The organism is Ferrimonas pelagia, assembly GCF_039543565.1.
Classification (GTDB): domain Bacteria; phylum Pseudomonadota; class Gammaproteobacteria; order Enterobacterales; family Shewanellaceae; genus Ferrimonas; species Ferrimonas pelagia.
The window spans coordinates 133,786-155,102 of sequence record NZ_BAABJZ010000003.1 but is presented as its reverse complement, the minus strand read 5'-3'; the positions used below and the strand labels follow the sequence as shown (position 1 = coordinate 155,102).

The following is a 21,317-nucleotide window of genomic DNA, read 5'->3' as shown; positions in this document are numbered from 1 at the left end:
CTTCCATTAGTGAAGGCCCTGACCGGTTTCGGTCAGGGCCTTTTTGTTTGTCTTCGCATCGTGTTATGCCAATCACATTAAGTATTTGCCCAATTCGAAAGCCCTCATCGGTTCAGGAACGCGACGTGATTGTGCAGGAATGATGGGGCGATTTTTAGCGATCAAAACAACGAAATTGCGCCGTAAGTCGATGCCTAAGTGTTCGATTAAAAGGATTTTATTTCACATTTGCCTCTCTCGCTTTTGAGCCCAGAGAGCTTCGCTGAATTGCCTTGCCGAAAGCCCGTTTTCAATCAGCCAAATGGCTAATTACTTAGTGTGACTGGCATTATTCAGGGCGGGATAGTTGAGCGGCCGGTGCGAGGTGATGAGCACAGAGATGGCTAATTTGTGTGGTTCTGTTTTTGGTCGATGCACTCTGTGGCGATGGCGATGGTGATAGAGGGCCAAAAACGCCGACACCGGCGTTTGGATTCAGTGTTGGATAGCGTAGGGGGCTCTCTGGTCAAGTCGCACCTGATGGAGTTTGAGCACCCACCATTGGTGAGGTGAACATTATCGACAAATTGATTTCCCTGACGGGAAATGCAGTTTGGTGTGTATTCCGATGGAAATCGAGCCAGAGAAATGAGGCTAGAACATTCAGGCGACAAGGTGTTTCATTGTGACTGAGTGCGCTGGCATGGCCGAGCTGCGAGAGACCGGGATACGGTGACTTAAACCTATTGGTAAGAGGAGACAGTAAAGAGCGCTTCATTGGAAGCGATTTAGTCGCGCCAGCAGTCAGGCTGGGCATGTCGATGGGGGTTACCGTTTGGGCTTAAGTACCAAAAGCGCCGCCGGTCTTTCGACCGGCGGCGCTCTATCTATAACGGTTTGATAAGTAGCGACTTACTTGCCGTCCATTTCTACCGCGTCTGGGCGGAACAGCCACAGGGAGCGGTTTTTCTGTGCTCCGTTGGCGCGGCCGGCGATACCTTCACCGAGCAGCAGGTCGCCATTGTCCAGTACCTCAATGTTGTTGACCTGGGCTGGCAGGGACTGCGGACAGCGCAGGTTGTTACCGGCTGCCGCGTTGTCTTCACCGCCCATCAGTACCGGCTCAATGACGGAGATATCGTACTGGTATTCCCCATCGATTTCGGACACATCGATGGGCATGCGGTAGATCCCGCCACACCAACCGATGGTATCATCCACGGTAATGTCACCTTCCTGGCTCATTTGGCCAGTAAAGTCACCGATGGAGAAGTAGATGTGGGCTGTGTCGATATCACCCTCACCGGCTTGGGCGCTTTTTAGGCGGTTGACGTTGTAGCTGATCCCGTGGATCTGACCCCACTCGGCGGTGGGTTGGGCTTGCTCTTTGCCTTCCTCTTCGTCGCCATTCAGTTGCGCATGGTTCAGTTCTAGGATCTGAACGACGCCGTCCATGTCCAGACGGCCATCTCGGCTTCCTGTTACATAGTTGCCACCCTGATCGTGGGCACGGAAGATGCTCTCGCCGTTTTGCCAATCGGCGAGATCGTTCAGGGTTAGGAAGGAGCTGGCATCTTCATGGCCTGCGGCCTCATTCTGGTCGAAATCGGCCATGTTGATGTCGTCCCACTTGGAGATCCAGGCTTCCACCTCGTCGTTGCTGGCACTGTACAGCGGCAGCCATGCGACGCTGAAGGTTGCTTCGGCTGGATCGGTGTCAGCACTTTGCGTCACCTTGGCACCGAATACGGTACCACTGCTCAGATCACCCGCTTCATCGGCAACAAATTTCAGCAACACACCATTGTCACCGCCGGCGCTGTAGAACACGGTGCGGTTATCTGGCATTAGCGCCAGTTCACCATGATTGGCGCGACCCATGGCGTAGTGCTTCGTCATGTTGCCTTCACCATCGACTTCAGTGATGTAGCCGTAACGGTAAGGATTAGGGAAACGGCTCTGATCATTGTCATTGAACTGATACAAGCGGTTAACCTGAGTATTAGAGGCAGTGTTGGAACCACCATCTTTGTTCCACTCTTGGTTACCGGAGGCCAGACCGTTGAAGTTGTTGAACATCTCGCTGGCGATCACAGTGCCCCAAGGGCTGATCATCCCCCCGGATAGACCAATGATGCCGCTGTGTTCGGCTGCATTGTCGCTGTCTTGGCCCAAATTCATCGGATCCAGCGAGATCGCTTCCCACTGATTGTCGTCGTTGCGCACCAAGTCAAACTTATTCAGTGCGGCGGGGTTAGCCAGCAGACCTGTGTACAGGGTGGCAGTATGACCCGTTTCATCCTCAAGTAGGGCATTGAAGGTCAGGTTTTGGTTAACGGACATGTTACCCGCCCCTTTCACCTTGGGTACCAGACCTAAGTTAATGCTGCCGTCGATGCCGCTGCGTGCTCGGGCCAGTTCAACATAATCACCCAGCTCTGCGCTGACTCGCAGTTGATTCACCTCGGCGTTTTGTGGGTAGCTTAGGGAGAGGATCTCCAGCGGCAAGTCAGACACGTTAGTGTCGGCAAAATAGCCGACATGCGCGTTATTGGGTTCGTAAGAGCTGTTGGTGCGGGGATTCCGTACATTCAAGAACAGTTTACCGTCACTGTCGACTGTCAAGCCAGCCACCTGGGCATTATCGGGTAGGGTGGCTAAGCGCACCAGCTTGGAACTGGCTGGTGGCAGGGGCTGGCAATCTTCGATATCTGTGTCATAGCACTCAACTGGTGGAAGAGGGGTGGGAACCTGTTCGAATTCGAAACCACAGCCGGTGAGTGAGGCACCGATAATGACGGTCAGTGCAGAAAGCTTGAAGTGTTTCATGGGAATCTTACCTAAATGACTTTTTATAATAACGAGGCGCAATTCACGGGCCGAACTCGCTTCTGGTGCTGATTTAGTCCCATGTGAGCAGATTTGTCAATAGGCGTTCGAACTGTGCTCGCACGGCAACATTGGACATTAAACCATTAATTAACAGTGGCTTATTCTTTTGGGTTTGAAGGTTCTAATTCCATGTTGGTTGGGTTGGTAAGTGTGTCGCGTGACCAGGGTCACGTAGCATTTTACGAATCTGTGATCCACCGCAGACCGGCACTTGGCGGTTCCCTCAATAGCGAAGGTCTTGTTGTTTCGCAAGTGGAAGTATTTGAGTTGGTGAACCTAGTGGGGAGTTCATTTTGGTAATGGTGTTCACTACATTGGTCACCGAAGAGTGAAAGGGCTTCAGGTTATTATCGGCGACCCTCTGCAATGCAATGCAAGCCAAGTCTACGAGTGAGCATTCGAGATACGCGTGCAAAATACCGTCACAGCCTCCTTGGTGCAGGTCAGTCTGGCGCACTGCGTAAGTCGCGGGCACCACTTGTGTCGGAAGTGGGTGAGTTAAAAATTATTTCTGTCGATCAACAGCACAACGTCATTTCACAATCACTGACGGTAATCGCTGCAATTCCGTTGGCTATATGGCTCATGTGTTCATGAGGACTCTTTATCGAGACTCACTTGCTGCTGAACGTGTATACCAGTCACGATCCCTAAGACGCGAGCCGTAAGGATAACGGGGGCATGGGGGCATGGGGGCAGCGCTTAATCACACACTAACACCGAAGGAATGGAGTTCCTTATACCGGCGGAATCCCCTGGTATCCCTTCTGCATACGTGCGAGGCGACGGGTGGCCCGCCGGTTTTTTTATGGGGGCGGTTTTGCTCCGGCAAGACGGATTGCCATGCGAATGTGAGCCTGGCAAGGCGTTCTCATGATCAAAGGCCCCAGCGCCGCTAGAGGTGGGCGCTGGGGCGCTCAAATCGTTTCGATTAACCACAACATCATTGGAGTAAAGATTGTGGAAACAATAAAGAAACTGATCCCAGGCTGCGCCGTTCTGGCGGGCTCGGCGGTCTTGGCGGGGTGCTCTGGCACTGCTGAAGAGGCAACGAGCAATGTCGCTCAAGGCGACGAGCAGCGTCCAAACATCATCTACATCATGAGTGATGACCACGCGGTTCGTGCCCTGAGCGCGTACGGCAGTGATCTGGCCGAGTTGGCGCCGACGCCAAACATCGATCGTATTGCGCAAAACGGGGCTCTGTTCACCAACTCCTTTGTGACCAACTCCCTGTGCGGCCCTTCCCGCGCGGCGATGTTCACCGGTAAGTTTGGTCACAAGAACGGCTTTAACTTTAACGGTCAGGAGTTCGATGGCAGCCAGGATATCTGGGTGAACGCCCTGCACGACGCGGGTTACACCACGGCGGCTATTGGTAAGTGGCACATCAACCTGACGCCGAAGGGCTTTAAGTTGGACCACTGGGAGATCCTTAACGATCAGGGCGAGTACTACAACCCGGATTGGATCACCGCCGACGGTGTGCACACCGAATACGGCTACACCACGGATCTGATCACCGACAAGACCCTCTCCTGGCTGGACGAGCAGCGAGATGAGTCCAAGCCGTTTGCGCTGATCATGCACCACAAAGCGCCGCACCGTAACTGGATGCCTGCGCCGCGTCACACCCGCACCTTTGAGAACGTCGAGTTCCCGGTGCCACAGACCTACTTCGATGACTGGGAAGGTCGTCAGGCCGCAGCTGAGCAGGAGATGACCATCTACCTGCACTCGCAGGAAGGGCACGATCTGAAGATGACCACCGGCGTGGGTGAGAGCGAGTGGCGTCAGGATATCTGGCCGCACTTGTTCGCCCGTCTGACCGATGAGCAGCGCAAAGAGTGGGACGATGCGTACCAAGCGCGTAACGACTACATGAACGCCAACGAGGCCAACTGGTCCGACGAAGAGATGGCGCTGTGGAAGTACCAGCGTTACATGCAGGACTACCTGGCCACCATCATCTCCGTCGATGAGTCCGTGGGTGAGGTGCTGGATTACCTAGATGCCAACGGCCTGACCGAAAACACCATCGTGGTGTACACCTCGGATCAGGGCTTCTTCACCGGTGAGCATGGCTTCTTCGACAAGCGCTTCATGTATGAAGAGTCGTTCCGCACGCCGTTGGTGATGCAGTATCCGGCCAAGATCGAAGCGGGTACCGTAGTGGACGCTATGGTGCAGAACATCGATTATGCACCGACCTTCATGGAGTACGCCGGGGTTGAGTTGTACGACGACGTCGACGGCCAGTCCATGGTTGAGGTGCTTGCTGGGAACAGCGACCAGGCTCGCGATGCGCTGTACTACCACTTCTATGAGTTCCCGGGCTTCCACATGGTACATCGTCACTATGGGGTACGGGACGATCGCTACAAGCTGATGCATTTCTACCACCCGGGCGATGAGTGGGAGTTTTACGATCTGAGCAAGGATCCGCTGGAGGTGAACAACGCCATCGATAACCCGGAATACGCCGGTGAGATCGCCCGTTTGAGAACCCGCCTGCAGGAGTTGGAAGCGCAATACGCGGTGCCACCGATGGATGAGTGGCGTGACATGGTGCTGCAGGAGTACAAGGGCGCCAAGTATAAGCTGGACGAGATGTTCCCGGACAGCTACGAAGACGGCAAGGTGATCCGCGTTGTCGAGTGATCCCGCTTGCTGTGATGCGCTATCGGTAACGGAGTTCACCGCTTGGCTCGTCGCCAGCTTGACCATGAGCGGGATATCATCGGCGCTGCCGACGGTATCCCGTCATGATAATAATGAAAAGAAGAGACTAACATGCACAAAACCGTCACCGCTTCCCTGGTGCTGGCCAGCCTGGCCGCTGCGCCAGCCGTGGCTTCTGTGTTTCCAGAAACCATTGAGATCGAAAAGATCCCAGGTGCGAAACAGCACAACATCGTGTTCATCCTGACCGATGATCACCGCTACGATGCCATGGGCTTTATGGACCACCCGTTCATGAAAACCCCGCATCTGGACTCCATTGCCGCCGAGGGTGTGCACCTGGAGAACGCCTTTGTGACCACGGCGCTGTGCTCCCCGAGCCGGGCGTCCATCCTCACCGGCCTGTACACCCACAAGCACCGGGTGATCGACAACCAGCGCGAAGAGCCGGACGACATCGTCTACTTCTCCCAGTTCCTGCAGAAGGCCGGCTACAACACCGCGCTGATGGGCAAGTGGCACATGGGCGAGGAGTCGGATCACCCCCGTGCTGGTTTCGACCACTGGATGAGCTTCGAAGGGCAGGGCGAATACTACCCGCCGTACGAGGGTTACACCCTGAACCTCAATGGCGGTCGCATCGAGCAGACGGGTTACATCACCGACATGCTCAATGAGCACGCGGTAAATTGGTTGAAAGAGCAAGAGGGCTCTGATCAGCCATTTATGCTGTACCTGTCGCACAAGGCGGTCCACGCTAACTTCACCCCGGCCGAGCGTCACGTCGGCATGTACGACGGTAAGGTTGAACTGCCGGAGAATCATAAGCCGACCGATTACGGCCCGAACACGCCGCGCTGGCTGCGCGATCAGCGTAACTCCTGGCACGGTATGGACTTCCCGTATCACTCCGAGGTGGATATCACCACCTACTACCAGAACTACGCCGAAGCGTTCGCCTCCGTGGACGAAGGCATTGGCATGGTCAAAGAGACCCTGAAAGAGATGGGCGTGTACGAAGACACGCTGATCATCTACATGGGTGACAACGGCTTTATGTTCGGTGAGCACGGCCTGATCGACAAGCGCGTGGCCTACGAGCCGTCTATCCGCGTGCCGATGGTGATGCAGTGGCCATCCAAGGTGGAGGGCGGCCAGACCGTTTCCGAGGTGGTGGCCAACATCGATATCGCGCCGACCTTCTTCGAGGCGGCAGGCCTGAAGACCCCGGACTACATGGACGGTCAAAGCTACATTCCGCTGGCGCAGGGCAAGGAGATCGAGTGGCGCGACTACTTCCTCTACGTCTACTACTGGGAAAAGAACTTCCCGCAGTCGCCGACTGTGTTCTCCCTGCGTGGCGATCGCTATAAGTACACCACTTACTACGGTCTGTGGGATACCGACGAGCTGTACGATCTGCAGGAAGATCCGCGCGAGACCAACAACCTGATCGCCGATCCTAAGTACAAAGCGAAGATCGAAGAGATGCAGGACGCGCTGTTTGAGATCCTGTCGGAAGCCGGTGGCATGGATATCCCGATGAACAAGCCGCACGGTTGGGAGCGCAACAAGCGCTACCGCGTCCGTGGTGGTGAGAAAGCCGCAGACTTCCCAGAGCATATGGTGCTGGATAAGCCTGAGCGCGATAACGCCCACTAAGGGCTGCTGTGACAACAGCGTTGAGTCTCGAGAGCCGGTATTGAGTCTCTCGGTGCTCGCCCCCAAAAACCGAAGCCCTTCCGGCTTCGGTTTTTTTATGCGTAGAACACGGCGGCGCCGTGGCGGCGCTCGATGGCGGATCGAAAAGGATACGTAGGTGTTTGCAATGAAAGGGGAAACTGTGATCTCGCCAGTAATGTAGGATTGTTTCTTTCAATGATCTGCATTCAGGCGTCAATTATTGCTATAAATGCGATTGGCTGAATGGGGCTGGCTATAAATGACGTAAACAAACGACGTTGCTGTTGTGCGGATCGCACCGCTCCCCAGCCTCCTCCATGGAACTAACTCATCAAACGAGCCTACATGAAAAAGAAAATTTTACCGGCGATGATCGCCTGCGCTCTGGTCGGTGGTCTTGCCGCCTGCTCGCCCGCGGCGGATCAAGCCAGTGCCCAAGCTAATGCCACCACCGAATTCGATACCAGCCCTGCCGGCGTACTGAACCCAGTCCGTGCTGAAGTGGGCGCGTCGGTTTCCCATTGGAACGACGATAAAGCCAAGATGGATACCTTCATCGATGAGCTGATCGGCAAGATGACCCTGAAAGAGAAGATCGGCCAGTTGGATCTGCAAACCAGCTTCCGTGATCTGACCGGGCCTTCCATCAACGAAGACTACGAGCAGCAGATCAAAGACGGTCACGTCGGTGCGGTATTCAACGCCTATGAGCCGGACTTCAACCGCAACCTGCAGAAGATGGCTGTGGAAGAGACCCGTCTGGGCATTCCGATGCTGTTTGGTTACGACGTGATCCACGGTCACAAGACCATCTTCCCTCAGTCGCTGGGTGAAGTGGCGTCCTGGGATCTGGAAGTGGCGGAAGTGGGTGCCCGCGTGGCGGCCCGTGAAGCCGCTGCCGACGGCATCATGTGGACCTTTGCGCCGATGGCCGACATCGCCCGCGATCCACGCTGGGGCCGAGTGTCCGAGTCTGCCGGTGAAGATGTGTACCTGAACACCCTGATGTCCGTTGCCCGTGTGCACGGTTTCCAGGGCGACGATCTGGGCGCCACCGATACCGTACTGGCGACCGCCAAGCACTTTGTGGGTTACGGTCTGGCTCAGGGCGGCCGTGATTACCACAGCACCGATGTGTCTCTGCAAGAGCTGTGGACCACCCAGCTGCCGCCGTTTAAAGCGATGGTTGACGCTGGCGTTGCCACCTTTATGACTGCCTTTAATGATTTGAACGGCATTCCGGCGACCGGTTCGAAAGAGCTGCTGACCGATATCCTGCGCGATCAGTGGGGCTTCGAAGGCTTCGTCGTGACCGACTACACCGCCATCAATGAGCTGGTGCCGCACGGTTTTGCCCGTGATGATAAGCACGCCGCTGAGATCGCGTTTAACGCCGGCGCTGACATGGACATGGTAGGCCGCGTCTACCTGGATTACATGGAAGAGTTGCTGGACGAAGGCAAGGTGTCGATCGAGCAGATCGATCACTCCGTGCGCCTGATCCTCGAGATGAAGTGGCGTCTGGGTCTGTTTGAAGATCCGTACATGTACTTCGACGAGCAGCGTGCTGAGCAGGAGATCCTGTCTGCTGAAAACCTGGAGCTGGCTCGTGATGCGGCCCGTAAATCTGCGGTTCTGCTGAAGAACGACAACGCGGCCCTGCCACTGAAACTGGACGAGCTGAGCTCTATCGCTTTGATCGGCCCATTGGCGGATAACAAGCGTGACATGATCGGTAACTGGGCTGCGGCCGGTGACCGTGAAACCGTGCCAGTGTCTGTGAAGTCCGGTTTGGAAGCACGCCTGGGTGACAAGGTTGCCATCAACTACGCCACCGGTGCCACCTACGACTTTATGGTTGACGCCGACTTTGCCGAGTCCCGTGCCGATCACATGGTGGGTTACAACCAGCAGTCTGAGGCTGAGTTGGCTGCGATGATCGCCGAAGCGGTTGCCGCTGCGGAGAAGTCTGATGTGATCGTTCTGGCCATTGGTGAAGATCAGCGCATGTCCGGTGAGGCTTCCTCCCGCGTCGAGCTGACCCTGCCAGGCAACCAGCGTGAGCTGATGATCGAGCTGAAGAAACTGGGCAAGCCGATGATTGGCGTGCTGTTCTCCGGTCGTCCAAATGATCTGCAGTGGGAGCAAGCCAACCTGGATGCGATCCTGCACGCTTGGTACCCAGGTACCTCCGGTGGTCACGCCATCGCCGATCTGCTGGTGGGTGACTACAACCCATCCGGTAAGCTGCCGATGACCTTCCCACGCTCTGTTGGTCAGATCCCGTTGTACTACAACATGAAGAACACCGGTCGTCCGTACAACGCGGATAACGAGAACCAGCGTCAGGAGCACTACAAGTCTCGCTACGATGATTCTCCGAACAGCCCGCTGTACGCATTCGGTCATGGTCTGAGCTACACCAACTTCGAGTACAGTGAGATCACCCTGTCCTCCGACACCCTGACCATGGACGGCGAACTGACCGTTTCTGTGGATATCACCAACAGCGGCGACTTCGCCGGTGAGGAAGTGGTTCAGCTGTACACCCGTCAGCTGGTGGCTTCCACCACCCGTCCGGTTCAGGAGCTGAAGGGCTTTGAGAAGGTGCACTTTGAAAAAGGTGAAACCAAGACCATCTCCTTTACCCTGACCGCCGAGGATCTGGCGTTCTACCGCGCCGGTCTGAACTGGGGCAGTGAAGCCGGTGACTTCCACGTCTTCGTGGGCACCGCATCCGATCAGGTACAGAAAGCTGAGTTTACCTTGGTGGACTGAACGCCTGTTCAGTGACATGAGAAAAGGGCCGATGTTCGGCCCTTTTTTGTTGATGGCGCACCTGAACGTACTGCCCTTAAGTGTCGCTAAGTAACGCTCGACTGGTGTTTGGGCGCGATCGCGCGCGGATGTTTTCGAGTCTGCGTTTGATCGTGGCTGCAAAACGGTGGGGCTTTGTGACTCTGCCATTGAAATGCCAGTGAATGCCTTGGTGTTGGCCGACATAGGATGAAAGCAAACCGTCAAAATTGACGGTGAGATCACACTCTGGTGAGTAAAAAGGGTGCCACTTTGCTGGCTATCACACCGCCGTGTAAGAAAGCGTAAATGCGCCAGAACTGGGCGCAAAGAGTCGGTAAGCTTGTTCGCAAATTTACCTTCGCAACGGGGATCTGAGCATCGGCAAGCGCCGAGCAAAGATCAGCGTTCGAAAGCACATTTTCCTCATCCTTGGGTGGCAACACCGAAAGATGAATACCAACGATAATTAATCGAAGAGTTGTTATGAAACGACGTATTTTACCTTTGCTGATCTCCAGCACCCTGGCGATGCCAGCTGCCATGGCAGCCGATGCTGGTGCTGTACTGAGCCCTGTTATGGGCGAAAAGGCTTCTGTTGCCGTTTGGAAAGACGACAAAGCCAAGATGGACGCCTTCATCACTGATCTGATGGCCAAGATGACCTTGGACGAAAAGATCGGTCAGTTGGATCTGCAGTCCGGGATCATGGCCAACACCGGTTCTCTGGTGAACTATGAGTACGAAGACTGGGTTGCCGAAGGTAAAGTCGGTTCTATCTTTAACAACTTCACCTACGAGCGTGCTTACCCGTTGCAGAAGCGTGCCGTTGAGGAATCCCGTCTGGGCATTCCAATCATCATCGGTCACGACATCATCCACGGCCACAAGACCATCTTCCCTCAGTCTCTGGGTGAAGTGGCGTCTTGGGATCTGGAAGTGGCTCGCTTAGGCGCTGAGATCGCTGCGAAAGAAGCGACCGCCGATGGCATCATGTGGACCTTCGCGCCGATGGCCGATCTGGTTCGCGATCCACGCTGGGGCCGTGTGTCCGAAGCGCCGGGTGAAGACGTATACCTGGCGACCAAGATGTCCGTTGCCCGTGTACAGGGTTTCCAGGGCGATGATCTGGCTTCTCCGACCACCATGGCAGCGACCGCCAAGCACTTCGTTGGCTACGGTCTGTCCCAAGGCGGTCGTGATTACCACAGCACCGATATCTCCGAGCATGAGCTGTGGACCCAGCAGATGCCTCCGTTTAAGGCCATGGTTGACGCTGGTGTTGCCACCTTCATGACCTCCTTTAACGATCTGAACGGGATCCCGGCTTCCGGTTCTAAGTACTTGCTGACCGACGTTCTGCGTGATCAGTGGGGCTTCGAAGGCTTCGTGGTAACCGATTACACTGCAGTAAACGAGCTGGTGCCACACGGTTACGCCCGTGATGACAAGCACGCCGCTGAGATCGCGTTCAACGCCGGTGCCGACATGGACATGGTAGGCAAGTCCTACATGGATTACATGGCGGAGCTGGTTGAAGAAGGCAAGGTTTCCATGGAGAAGATCGACCACTCCGTGCGTCTGATCCTGGAAATGAAATGGCGTCTGGGTCTGTTCGAAGATCCGTACCGCTACTTCGACAAAGAGCGTGCTGATCGCGATATCCTGACTGCAGAAAACCTGGAGCTGGCTCGTGATGCGGCTCGTAAGTCTGCGGTTCTGCTGAAGAACGACAATGCGGCTCTGCCTTTGGCGCTGGATGACATCAACTCCATCGCGCTGATCGGTCCTTTGGCCGACAACAAGAAAGACATGATCGGTAACTGGGCTGGTGCCGGTGACCGTCGTAAGCAGCCAGTGTCTCTGAAAGAGGGTCTGGAAGCGCGTCTGGGTGACAACGTCACCATCAACTACGCTCAGGGTGCGACCTACGCTCACCTGCACGCGGAAGGTGATACCTCTCCTCACGTTGGGATCCGCTCTGTGGGTCGTGACGTGATCGGTAAGCCTGCTCACGCCAAGATGATCAAGGAAGCCGTTAAGGCCGCCAAGAAGTCTGACGTGATTGTTCTTGCCATCGGTGAAGAGCAACGCATGTCCGGTGAAGCCGCTTCCCGTGTTGAGATCACCCTGCCGGGTACTCAGCGTGAGCTGATGGAAGAGCTGAAGAAACTGGGCAAGCCAATGGTTGGCGTTCTGTTCTCTGGTCGTCCTAACGATCTGAGCTGGGAGCATCAGAACCTGGATGCCATCCTGCACGCTTGGTACCCAGGTACCTCCGGTGGTCACGCGATCTCCGATCTGCTGGTGGGTGATTTCAGCCCATCCGGTAAGCTGCCGATGACCTTCCCACGTTCTGTTGGTCAGATCCCTCTGTACTACAACATGAAGAACACCGGTCGTCCGTACAATGCGGAAAACCCGAACCAGCGTCAGGAGCACTACAAGTCTCGTTACGATGACTCGCCAAACTCGCCTCTGTACGCGTTCGGTCACGGCCTGAGCTACGCCGACTTCCAGTACGGTGAAGTGAAGCTGTCTTCCGATCACCTGAAAATGGACGGTGAGCTGACTGTGTCTGTTGACGTAACCAACGCGGGCAAGCACGCCGGTGAAGAGGTTGTCCAGCTGTACACCCGTCAGATGGTTGGCTCTGTTACCCGTCCGGTACAGGAGCTGAAAGGTTTCCAGAAGGTGAACTTCGCAGCCGGCGAAACCAAGACCATTACCTTCACTCTGACTGCGGAAGATCTGTCCTTCTACCGTGCAGATATGAGCTGGGGCGCCGAAGCGGGCGACTTCCAGGTGATGGTAGGTACCGCGTCTGACAACGTTCAGCGTCTGCCTTTCAAACTGGTTGACTAATATTCCATTGGCTTAGGCCATTGAGACACGAAGGCGCTGCATCTGCAGCGCCTTTTTTATGCGCGTTTGGTGGGTTTAGGTGGGCTCGGCTTGATTGAACGTGATTGTTGGTAAAGTTTCTGGCATGCGCGCAAGGCTTGGCTATAACAGGACAGGATAGCGCCTGCAGGGGCGTCAGACTCCTGCTTTGATAACAATGAAAAATAAGAGCTAATGCTGCAATGAAACAAAAGATCTTAACGCTCCTTATCTCCACCGCTTTGGCCGCGCCAGCCGCCATGGCGACCGACGCTGGCCGTTTGCTTAACCCTCACAAAGCTGAAGTGCCCGTTTCGGTGGGCGTTTGGAAAGACGATAAAGCCGCCATGGATACCTTCATCGATGAACTGATGGCCAAGATGACGCTGAGCGAGAAGATCGGCCAGTTGGATCTGCAGACCAGTGTCCGTGATCGCACCGGCGGTACCGTCAATGCCGAGTATGAAAAACTGGTTCGTGCCGGGCGGGTTGGCGGGGTGTTTAACGCTTTTGAGCCCAAGTTCAATCGCACGCTGCAACAGTTGGCGGTGGAGAACAGCCGGTTGGGGATCCCGCTGCTGTTTGGCTATGACGTGATCCACGGTCATATGACCATGTTCCCCCAGTCCATCGGTGAGGCCGCCTCCTGGGATCCTGAGCTGGTCAAGCAGGGTGCGCGTATCGCTGCGAAAGAGACCGCCGCCGATGGCGTGATGTGGACCTTTGCGCCGATGGCCGACATCACCCGCGATCCGCGCTGGGGCCGGGTGTCCGAGGGTGCTGGTGAGGATGTGTATCTGAATACCGTCCTGTCCGTTGCCCGAGTCGAGGGCTTCCAGGGCGACGATCTGGCCGCCATTGATACGGTTGCTGCGACCGCCAAGCACTTTGTTGGCTATGGCCTGTCTCAGGCGGGCCGGGATTACCACACCACGGATGTGTCCGAGCATGAGCTGTGGACCACCCAGATGCCGCCGTTTAAGGCGATGGTCGATGCCGGTGTCGCCACCTTTATGACCTCGTTTAACGATCTCAATGGTACGCCGGCCTCCGGCTCCAAGTTCCTGCTCACTGATGTGCTGCGCGATCAATGGGGCTTCGAAGGCTTTGTGGTGACCGATTACACCGCCATCAATGAACTGGTGCCTCATGGCTATGCCCGCGATGACAAGCACGCGGCGGAGATCGCCTTTAACGCCGGCGCCGACATGGACATGGTGGGCCAGCTCTATCTGGGCTACATGGAGGAACTGGTGAATGAGGGCAAGGTATCGATGGACACCATCGATACCTCGGTGCGCCGTATTCTGGAGATGAAATGGCGACTGGGTTTGTTTGAGGATCCTTACCGTTACTTCGATGAGCAGCGTGCCAAAGATACCCTGTTGGCCGCCGAGCATCTGGAAGCGAGTCAGGATGCTGCACGCCGCTCCATGGTGCTGCTGAAAAACGATAACCAGACGCTGCCGCTGGATCTGGACACGCTCGACAACATCGCGCTGATCGGCCCCTTGGCGGATTTTGACAGCATCATGATCGGCAACTGGCGCGCCCGGGGTGGCCGCTCCAAGCCGATCGGGGTGAAACGTGGCCTGGAGGCGGCGATCGGCGATAAGGCCGAGCTGCACACCACCAAAGGTGCGTCCTTCAACTTCTTTGCCGATGCGGCGTTTGCCGAGTCCCGTGCCGATCATATGGTGACGTACGCCGATCCGAACGATCCGAAACTGGCTGCGGACATTGCCGAAGCGGTGAAGATCGCCAAGCAGTCCGATGTGATCGTGCTGGCGATCGGTGAGCACCAGGGCATGTCCGGCGAAGCGGCCTCCCGGGTCGAGTTGACCCTGCCGGGCAATCAGCGCGAGCTGATGATCGAGCTGAAGAAGCTGGGTAAGCCGATGGTCGGCGTGGTGTTCTCCGGTCGTCCCAACGACTTGAGCTGGGAGCATGAAAACCTGGATGCCATCGTCCATGCCTGGTACCCGGGCACCATGGGCGGTCCGGCGGTGGCCGATATCCTGCTGGGTCACGCCAATCCGTCTGGCAAGCTGCCGATGACCTTCCCGCGCAGCGTCGGTCAGGTGCCGATCTACTACAACATGAAGAACACCGGCCGCCCCTACTATGCGGATAACCCGAATCAGCGCCAGGAGCATTACAAGAGCCGTTACGACGACAGCCCGAACACGCCACTGTATGCGTTTGGTCATGGCCTGAGCTACAGCGAGTTCCAGTATGGTGAGATGACGCTGTCCTCGGACACCCTGACCCTGGATGGCGAGCTAACGGTGTCGGTTGAGATCACCAACAACGGCAAGCATGCGGGTGAAGAGGTGGTTCAGCTGTACACCCGTCAGATGGTGGGCTCCATCACCCGTCCGGTGCAGGAGCTCAAAGGCTTTGACAAGGTGCACTTCGACGCGGGTGAAACCAAAATGGTGAGCTTCACCCTGACCGCAGATGACTTGGCATTCTACCGCGCCGATATGAGCTGGGGCAGCGAGCCCGGTGACTTCCAGGTGATGGTCGGTACGGCGTCTGACAACGTTCAGCGTCTGTCTTTCAAGCTGATCGACTGATATTCCATTGGCTTAGGCCATTGAGACGCGAAGGCGCTGCATCAGCAGCGCCTTTTTTTGCTTTCAAGTTAGTCAGCTAAGTTGGTTTCGAAGTTCGGTGGGTCTCACTTTGAGGGTGAATGTGATTAATGCCCCAAAGTGTTCTGAAATGACGAGTCGAACCGCCTTCGCGTGACGAATTTGGTATAAAGGACACGGGCCGAACGGCAGATTTAGCACTCAGGATGCTAACGGCTGGCGAAGCCTAGATACCGAATTCGATAATGATAAGAGAGCACCTCCCATGAAATTGCGTTTTTTGCCCCTGATGGTGTCTGCGGCGCTGGTTGCGCCCGTCGCCTCCAGCGCCCTGGCGTCCAATGCCGGCCAAGTGTTGGAGCCGGCCCGCGCCGACGTCCCCGCCTCCGTGGCTGTGTGGAAAGACGATAAGGCCAAGATGGATGCCTTCATCTCCGAGCTGATCGGCAAGATGACCTTGCAAGAGAAGATCGGCCAGTTGGATCTGCAGTCGGGCTTTCGCAACAACACCGGCCCCTTTGTGAATGAGGACTATGAGAACCAGATCAAACGTGGTCAGGTCGGTGCGGTGTTTAATTCCTACGGTGCTGACTTTGCCCGCTCCCTGCAGCAGATGGCGGTAGAAGAGACCCGGCTGGGTGTGCCGCTAATGATCGCCCACGATATCATCCACGGTCATAAAACCATCTTCCCTCAGTCTCTGGGTGAAGTGGCCTCTTGGGACCCTGAATTGGTGAAGCTGGGTGCCAAGATCGCAGCCCGCGAAGCGACCGCCGATGGCATTATGTGGACCTTTGCGCCGATGGCCGATCTGGTGCGCGATCCACGTTGGGGCCGGGTCTCCGAAGCGGTGGGGGAAGACACCTACCTGACCTCGGTGATGTCCGTGGCCCGGGTACAGGGGTTCCAGGGCGACGATCTGTCCAAGCACGACACCATGCTGGCGACGGCCAAGCACTTCGTTGGCTACGGTCTGGCTCAGGGCGGTCGTGACTACCACACCACTGACGTGTCTGAACATGAGTTGTGGACCACTCAGATGCCCCAGTTCAAGGCGATGGTGGATGCCGGTGTGGCCACCTTTATGACCTCGTTTAACGATCTTAATGGCACGCCAGCGACCGGCTCCAAGTTCCTGTTAACAGACGTGCTGCGGGACAAGTGGGGCTTTGAAGGTTTCGTGGTGACTGATTACACCGCGGTCAACGAGTTGGTACCGCACGGCTACGCCCGTGACGATAAACACGCCGCTGAGATCGCCTTCAACGCCGGTGCCGATATGGACATGGTGGGTCGCACCTACATTAACTACCTCGAAGAGTTGATCGAGGAAGGTAAGGTGGATGAGAGCAAGATCGACCATTCTGTTCGCCTGATCTTGGAGATGAAGTGGCGTCTGGGTCTGTTTGAGGATCCCTACCGCTACTTCGATATGGCCCGTGCCGAGAAGGAGATCTTATCCGACGACAACAAGGCGCTGGCTCGTGATGCGGCCCGTCGTTCCATGGTGCTGCTGAAGAACGATAATAATGCCCTGCCGCTGAACCAGGATGAGCTCAGAACCATTGCTCTGATCGGTCCATTGGCGGACAGCAAGCGCGACATGATCGGCAACTGGGCCGGTGCGGGTCCGGCTCATCTGGATCATGTGATCACCCTAAAACAGGGCCTAGAAGAGCGGCTGGAAGGCAAGGTGAAGGTGAACGTAGCCAAGGGGGCGACCTATGCTTTCCTGCGTGAAGAGGGTAGTCCTTTCGCTCACGACCGCTTTAACTATGTCGCTCGTCAAACCCGCGATGATGCCGCGTTGCAGAAGCAGATCGACGAGGCGGTGAAGCTGGCCAAGCAGTCCGACGTGATCGTGCTGGCGATCGGTGAGCAGGAGGCGTTCTCCGGTGAGGCGGCGTCTCGTACCGATCTGCAGCTGCCGGGGAATCAGATCGAGCTGATGAAGGCTCTGAAGCCTCTGGGCAAGCCAATGGTGGCTGTGATCCAGTCCGGTCGTCCGAACGATCTGCGCTGGGAAAGCCAGAACCTGGATGCCATTTTGCACGCATGGTACCCGGGCACCTCAGGGGGCCACGCCATCGCCGATGTGCTATTTGGTGACTACAACCCATCGGGCAAGCTGCCGATGACCTTCCCCTACAACGTGGGTCAGGTGCCGGTGTTCTATAACCATAAGAGTACAGGCCGTCCGCACGACGAGTGGACCCAAAAGGTGCGCAGTCAGGAATACACCACCCGCTACAACGATGCGCCGAACAGCCCATTGTACGCTTTCGGCCATGGCCTGAGCTACAGCGACTTCCAGTACGGTGAGATCACGCTGTCCTCCGATACCCTGACCCTGGATGGCGAGCTGACGGTGTCGGTTGAGATCACCAACACCGGCAAGCATGCGGGTGAAGAGGTGGTTCAGCTGTACACCCGTCAGATGGTGGGCTCTATCACCCGCCCGGTGCAGGAGCTCAAAGGCTTTGACAAGGTGCACTTCGACGCGGGCGAGACCAAAACGGTGAGCTTCACCCTGACCGCGGATGACTTGGCATTCTACCGCGCCGATATGAGCTGGGGCAGCGAGCCCGGTGACTTCCAGGTGATGGTCGGTACGGCGTCTGACAACGTTCAGCGTCTGTCTTTCAAGCTGATCGACTGATCCGTTAAGGGCCACGCTTGTTCAATCAAAGGCACTGCTTCGGCAGTGCCTTTTACGTTGTTCGCGTCCGGCGCAGTCTGGGCTGAGCCAGACGCTGGTTACAACACCAAAGACAGGCTCAGCGCGGCGCCAAAGTGACTGGCCTTTTGGTAATCGAGGTGATCGGTGAGCAGCTGCAGTTGGAAATAGCGCAGATCGATGCGAACGTCGACGGCCTGGGTTTGTTCGTCGATAAGGTATTGCGGCGGACCGGACCACTCTGGACTGGAGTATGGGAGCGGCAAGTTATCTTACAGGGGGCCTGTGGAGCATTAGGTGAGGAAGGTTTCTTGGCCGTATCAAGGGGGCATTTGCCGCTGCCCTCTGTTGCTGCCCCTCTGTCTGAGCTTCGGGCTAGGGCAGGAGCGGACTGGGATCGATGCGGTGCCGGCAGATGCTGAATGGGAGGCGGCTTATCGGCGAGGCTCACAGCGGCGTGTAAGACTACGTAAATCAGCCGGAACACGGCGGGAATAGTCGGTAAGGTGAGCGTCAATTTGGTGGCGTATGACTCGTTATTGGCTGTAAGGCATCCGACCTTGGCACCGTGTGAGCCCTGCCTGGGCCCGGTCATGTCTGCGTCCATCACTTCCTTTTTGATAGTCAATGAGCCTTGATGAAGCGATATACCCTCTCTTTTCTGGTGTCCTGTGCGATGGCGTTGCCGCTGGCAATGGCGTCGGATGCGGGTCAGATCCTAAACCCGATTAAGGCGGCGTCACCGGCATCCGAGCTGCACTGGCAGGATGATAAGGCCCAGATGGATGCCTTTGTCGATGTTCTGATCGGGCGGATGACGTTGGCGGAGAAGATCGGTCAGCTGGATCTGCAAGTGGGTCAGTTTGCTGCGGATGGTGTGGCGATCAGCAATCACCATCAAGAGCGGATCCGCGAGGGTAAGATCGGCGCCGTTTCCAATCACTATGGCGCAAAGTGGAGCCAAACATTGCAACGGATCGCAGTGGAAGAGTCCCGCTTGGGGATCCCGCTGCTGATCGGCTATGACGTGGTGCATGGCTTCAAAACCATCTTCCCCCAATCCATTGGCGAAGCCGCGTCTTGGGATTTGGCGATGATCGAGGCCGCCGCCGCAGTGGCAGCGCGTGAAGCCGCTGCAGAAGGCGTGAACTGGACCTTCGCGCCGATGGCGGACATCACTCGCGATCCGCGTTGGGGCCGAGTCTCTGAGGGAGCCGGAGAGGACGTCTATTTGGTCAGTAAGATCTCTGCGGCTCGGGTTAAGGGCTTTCAGGGGGCGGATCTGGCCTCGAACGACACCCTGATGGCCACGGCGAAGCACTTTGCCGGCTATGGCCTGGCACAGGCGGGGCGGGATTATCACAGCGTCGATGTGTCGGAGAGGGAGCTTTGGTCCACCCAATTGCCGCCCTTTAAGGCGATGCTGGATGCCGGGGTGGGGGCGTTCATGACGGCCTTTCACGATCTGAATGGGGTGCCGGCGACCGGTTCTCAGCGTTTGCTGACGGATATCTTGCGTCAGCAGTGGGGCTTTGAAGGGTTGGTGATCAGCGATTACACCGCCATCAATGAGCTGGTGCCGCACGGTTACGCTCGCGACGAGGCCCATGCCACCGAGCTGGCACTCAATGCCGGTGTGGATATGGACATGGTGGGGCAGCTCTATAGTCGTCATCTGGCGACGCTGGTGGAGCAGGGGCGCGTCTCTGAGGCGAAGATCGACGCTTCGGTGCGGCGGGTGTTGGAGATGAAATGGCGGCTGGGGCTGTTTGAGGATCCCTATCGCTATTCGGATCCGCAGCGGGCCGAGACCGAGGTGCTGTCAGAGTACAATCTGGCGTTGGCGCGGGAGGCGGCCCGCAAATCGTTTGTCCTGCTAAAGAATGACAATCAAACCCTGCCGCTCCAAGCCGATAAGCTCGGTGCCATTGCCTTGATCGGCCCTCTGGCCGACTCCAAACGAGACATGGTGGGGAACTGGGCGGGCGCGGGCGATCGTCGTCATCGTCCGGTGACGCTGAAAGAGGGATTGGAGGCGCGATTTGGTGATGAGTTGACGATCCATTACGCCCGTGGCGCCAGCAACAAGCATGATGTGCCGCCAAGCAATCGGCAGGGCTTTCAAGCGGCCATTGAAGCGGCGAAGCGGTCGGATCTGATCGTCTTGGCGATGGGGGAGCACGATCGTCAGACCGGTGAGGCCTCGTCTCGGGTGTCCTTGTCCCTGCCGGGCAATCAATTGGCGCTGATGGAAGAACTGAAACAATTGGGCAAGCCGATGGTGTTAGTGGTGATGTCCGGTCGGCCCAATGATCTGCAATGGGCCGATCAACACGTTGATGCCATCCTCCATGCCTGGTATCCGGGCACCATGGGCGGGCATGCCTTGGCGGATGTGCTTAGCGGCGATCATGTCCCCTCCGGCAAGTTGCCGATGACCTTTCCGCGCAGCGTGGGTCAGGTGCCTATCTATTACAACATGAAGAACACCGGTCGACCTTACGATGCGACGAACCCTAAGCAGCGCCAGGAGCACTATAAATCCCGCTATGACGATGCGCCAAACACGCCACTTTATGCTTTTGGTCACGGTTTGAGTTATACCCGGTTTGATTATGGTGAACTTCAGTTATCGTCTGACACTCTGTCGATGGATGGCGCCCTGACCGCGCAGATCAGGGTGACCAACAGTGGCGATTATGCCGCCGAGGAAGTGGTGCAGTTGTATACCCGTCAAAGGGTTGGCTCGGCCACTCGCCCTGTCAAAGAGCTGAAAGGTTTCCAAAAGCTGCACTTCGGTCCTGGGGAATCGAAGGTGGTCAGTTTTACGCTGACGGCGGCGGATCTGGCGTTCTATCGTGCAGACATGCAATGGGGAGCGGAGCCGGGCCGGTTTGAATTATTCATCGGCACCGCATCGGATCAGCTGCGATCTGCCCGCTTCACGCTGGTTGATTGAGGTGTATCCGTTGACGGCTGGACCATGCTGCGCGGGCTGCAAACACCGAGGACTCATACCAACGGCGGCGAACCAGTTTGGTGGAGAGAACGGCCGGCTTTGTCAGCGAGTGTTGATGGAGTGTAAGGCGGAGTAAATCTGGCCCGCCGGTAAGAAACGCTGCGCTATG

Annotated in this window: 9 protein-coding genes; 7 read left to right on the top strand and 2 right to left on the bottom strand. The window is 56.7% G+C overall.

Annotated features, from left to right (window positions below):
• Positions 1 to 891: 891 nt before the first annotated feature.
• A complete protein-coding gene (locus ABEA08_RS01085; RefSeq protein WP_345332378.1) occupies positions 892 to 2,808 on the bottom strand; it encodes a PhoX family protein in 1,917 nt (638 codons plus the stop codon).
• 1,023 nt (positions 2,809 to 3,831) lie between these two features.
• On the opposite strand from ABEA08_RS01085, the gene ABEA08_RS01080 reads away from it, so the two are divergent.
• From ABEA08_RS01080 to bglX (ABEA08_RS01055), 6 genes are all read left to right on the top strand, one after another.
• Positions 3,832 to 5,532, top strand: a complete 1,701-nt coding sequence (locus ABEA08_RS01080; RefSeq protein ID WP_345332375.1) for a sulfatase family protein — start codon at positions 3,832 to 3,834, stop codon at positions 5,530 to 5,532.
• A gap of 132 nt (positions 5,533 to 5,664) precedes the next feature.
• Complete coding sequence (locus ABEA08_RS01075) at positions 5,665 to 7,215, top strand: sulfatase family protein (protein ID WP_345332373.1); 1,551 nt, start codon at positions 5,665 to 5,667, stop codon at positions 7,213 to 7,215.
• Between the two features lie 366 nt (positions 7,216 to 7,581).
• Positions 7,582 to 10,014 (top strand): beta-glucosidase BglX, encoded by a 2,433-nt coding sequence (bglX, locus tag ABEA08_RS01070; RefSeq protein ID WP_345332370.1) that lies wholly within the window; start codon positions 7,582 to 7,584, stop codon positions 10,012 to 10,014.
• 504 nt (positions 10,015 to 10,518) lie between these two features.
• Positions 10,519 to 12,897, top strand: coding sequence for a beta-glucosidase BglX (gene bglX / locus ABEA08_RS01065; protein ID WP_345332368.1), 2,379 nt, complete (start codon positions 10,519 to 10,521; stop codon positions 12,895 to 12,897).
• A gap of 221 nt (positions 12,898 to 13,118) precedes the next feature.
• On the top strand, positions 13,119 to 15,494 hold the full coding sequence (gene bglX / locus ABEA08_RS01060; RefSeq protein ID WP_345332366.1) for a beta-glucosidase BglX: 2,376 nt from the start codon (positions 13,119 to 13,121) through the stop codon (positions 15,492 to 15,494).
• A 283-nt stretch (positions 15,495 to 15,777) separates the two neighbouring features.
• On the top strand, positions 15,778 to 18,171 hold the full coding sequence (gene bglX / locus ABEA08_RS01055) for a beta-glucosidase BglX (RefSeq protein ID WP_345332363.1): 2,394 nt from the start codon (positions 15,778 to 15,780) through the stop codon (positions 18,169 to 18,171).
• Between the two features lie 98 nt (positions 18,172 to 18,269).
• Here bglX (ABEA08_RS01055) and ABEA08_RS01050 read toward each other — a convergent pair whose 3' ends face one another.
• Positions 18,270 to 18,455, bottom strand: coding sequence for a hypothetical protein (locus ABEA08_RS01050; RefSeq protein WP_345332361.1), 186 nt, complete (start codon positions 18,453 to 18,455; stop codon positions 18,270 to 18,272).
• 371 nt (positions 18,456 to 18,826) lie between these two features.
• Between ABEA08_RS01050 and bglX (ABEA08_RS01045) the strand changes: the two genes are divergently transcribed.
• Entirely contained in the window at positions 18,827 to 21,148 is a 2,322-nt protein-coding gene (gene bglX, locus ABEA08_RS01045) for a beta-glucosidase BglX (protein WP_345332359.1), read from the top strand.
• Positions 21,149 to 21,317 lie beyond the last annotated feature (169 nt).

Bases quoted from the DNA above. Each gene is read 5' to 3' on its own strand.
- bglX (WP_345332363.1), top strand. From the start codon at position 15,778: ATGAAATTGCGTTTTTTGCCCCTGATGGTGTCTGCGGCGCTGGTTGCG.
- bglX (WP_345332368.1), top strand. From the start codon at position 10,519: ATGAAACGACGTATTTTACCTTTGCTGATCTCCAGCACCCTGGCGATG.
- ABEA08_RS01075 (WP_345332373.1), top strand. From the start codon at position 5,665: ATGCACAAAACCGTCACCGCTTCCCTGGTGCTGGCCAGCCTGGCCGCT.
- ABEA08_RS01085 (WP_345332378.1), bottom strand. From the start codon at position 2,808: ATGAAACACTTCAAGCTTTCTGCACTGACCGTCATTATCGGTGCCTCA.
- bglX (WP_345332359.1), top strand. From the start codon at position 18,827: ATGAAGCGATATACCCTCTCTTTTCTGGTGTCCTGTGCGATGGCGTTG.
- bglX (WP_345332366.1), top strand. From the start codon at position 13,119: ATGAAACAAAAGATCTTAACGCTCCTTATCTCCACCGCTTTGGCCGCG.
- bglX (WP_345332370.1), top strand. From the start codon at position 7,582: ATGAAAAAGAAAATTTTACCGGCGATGATCGCCTGCGCTCTGGTCGGT.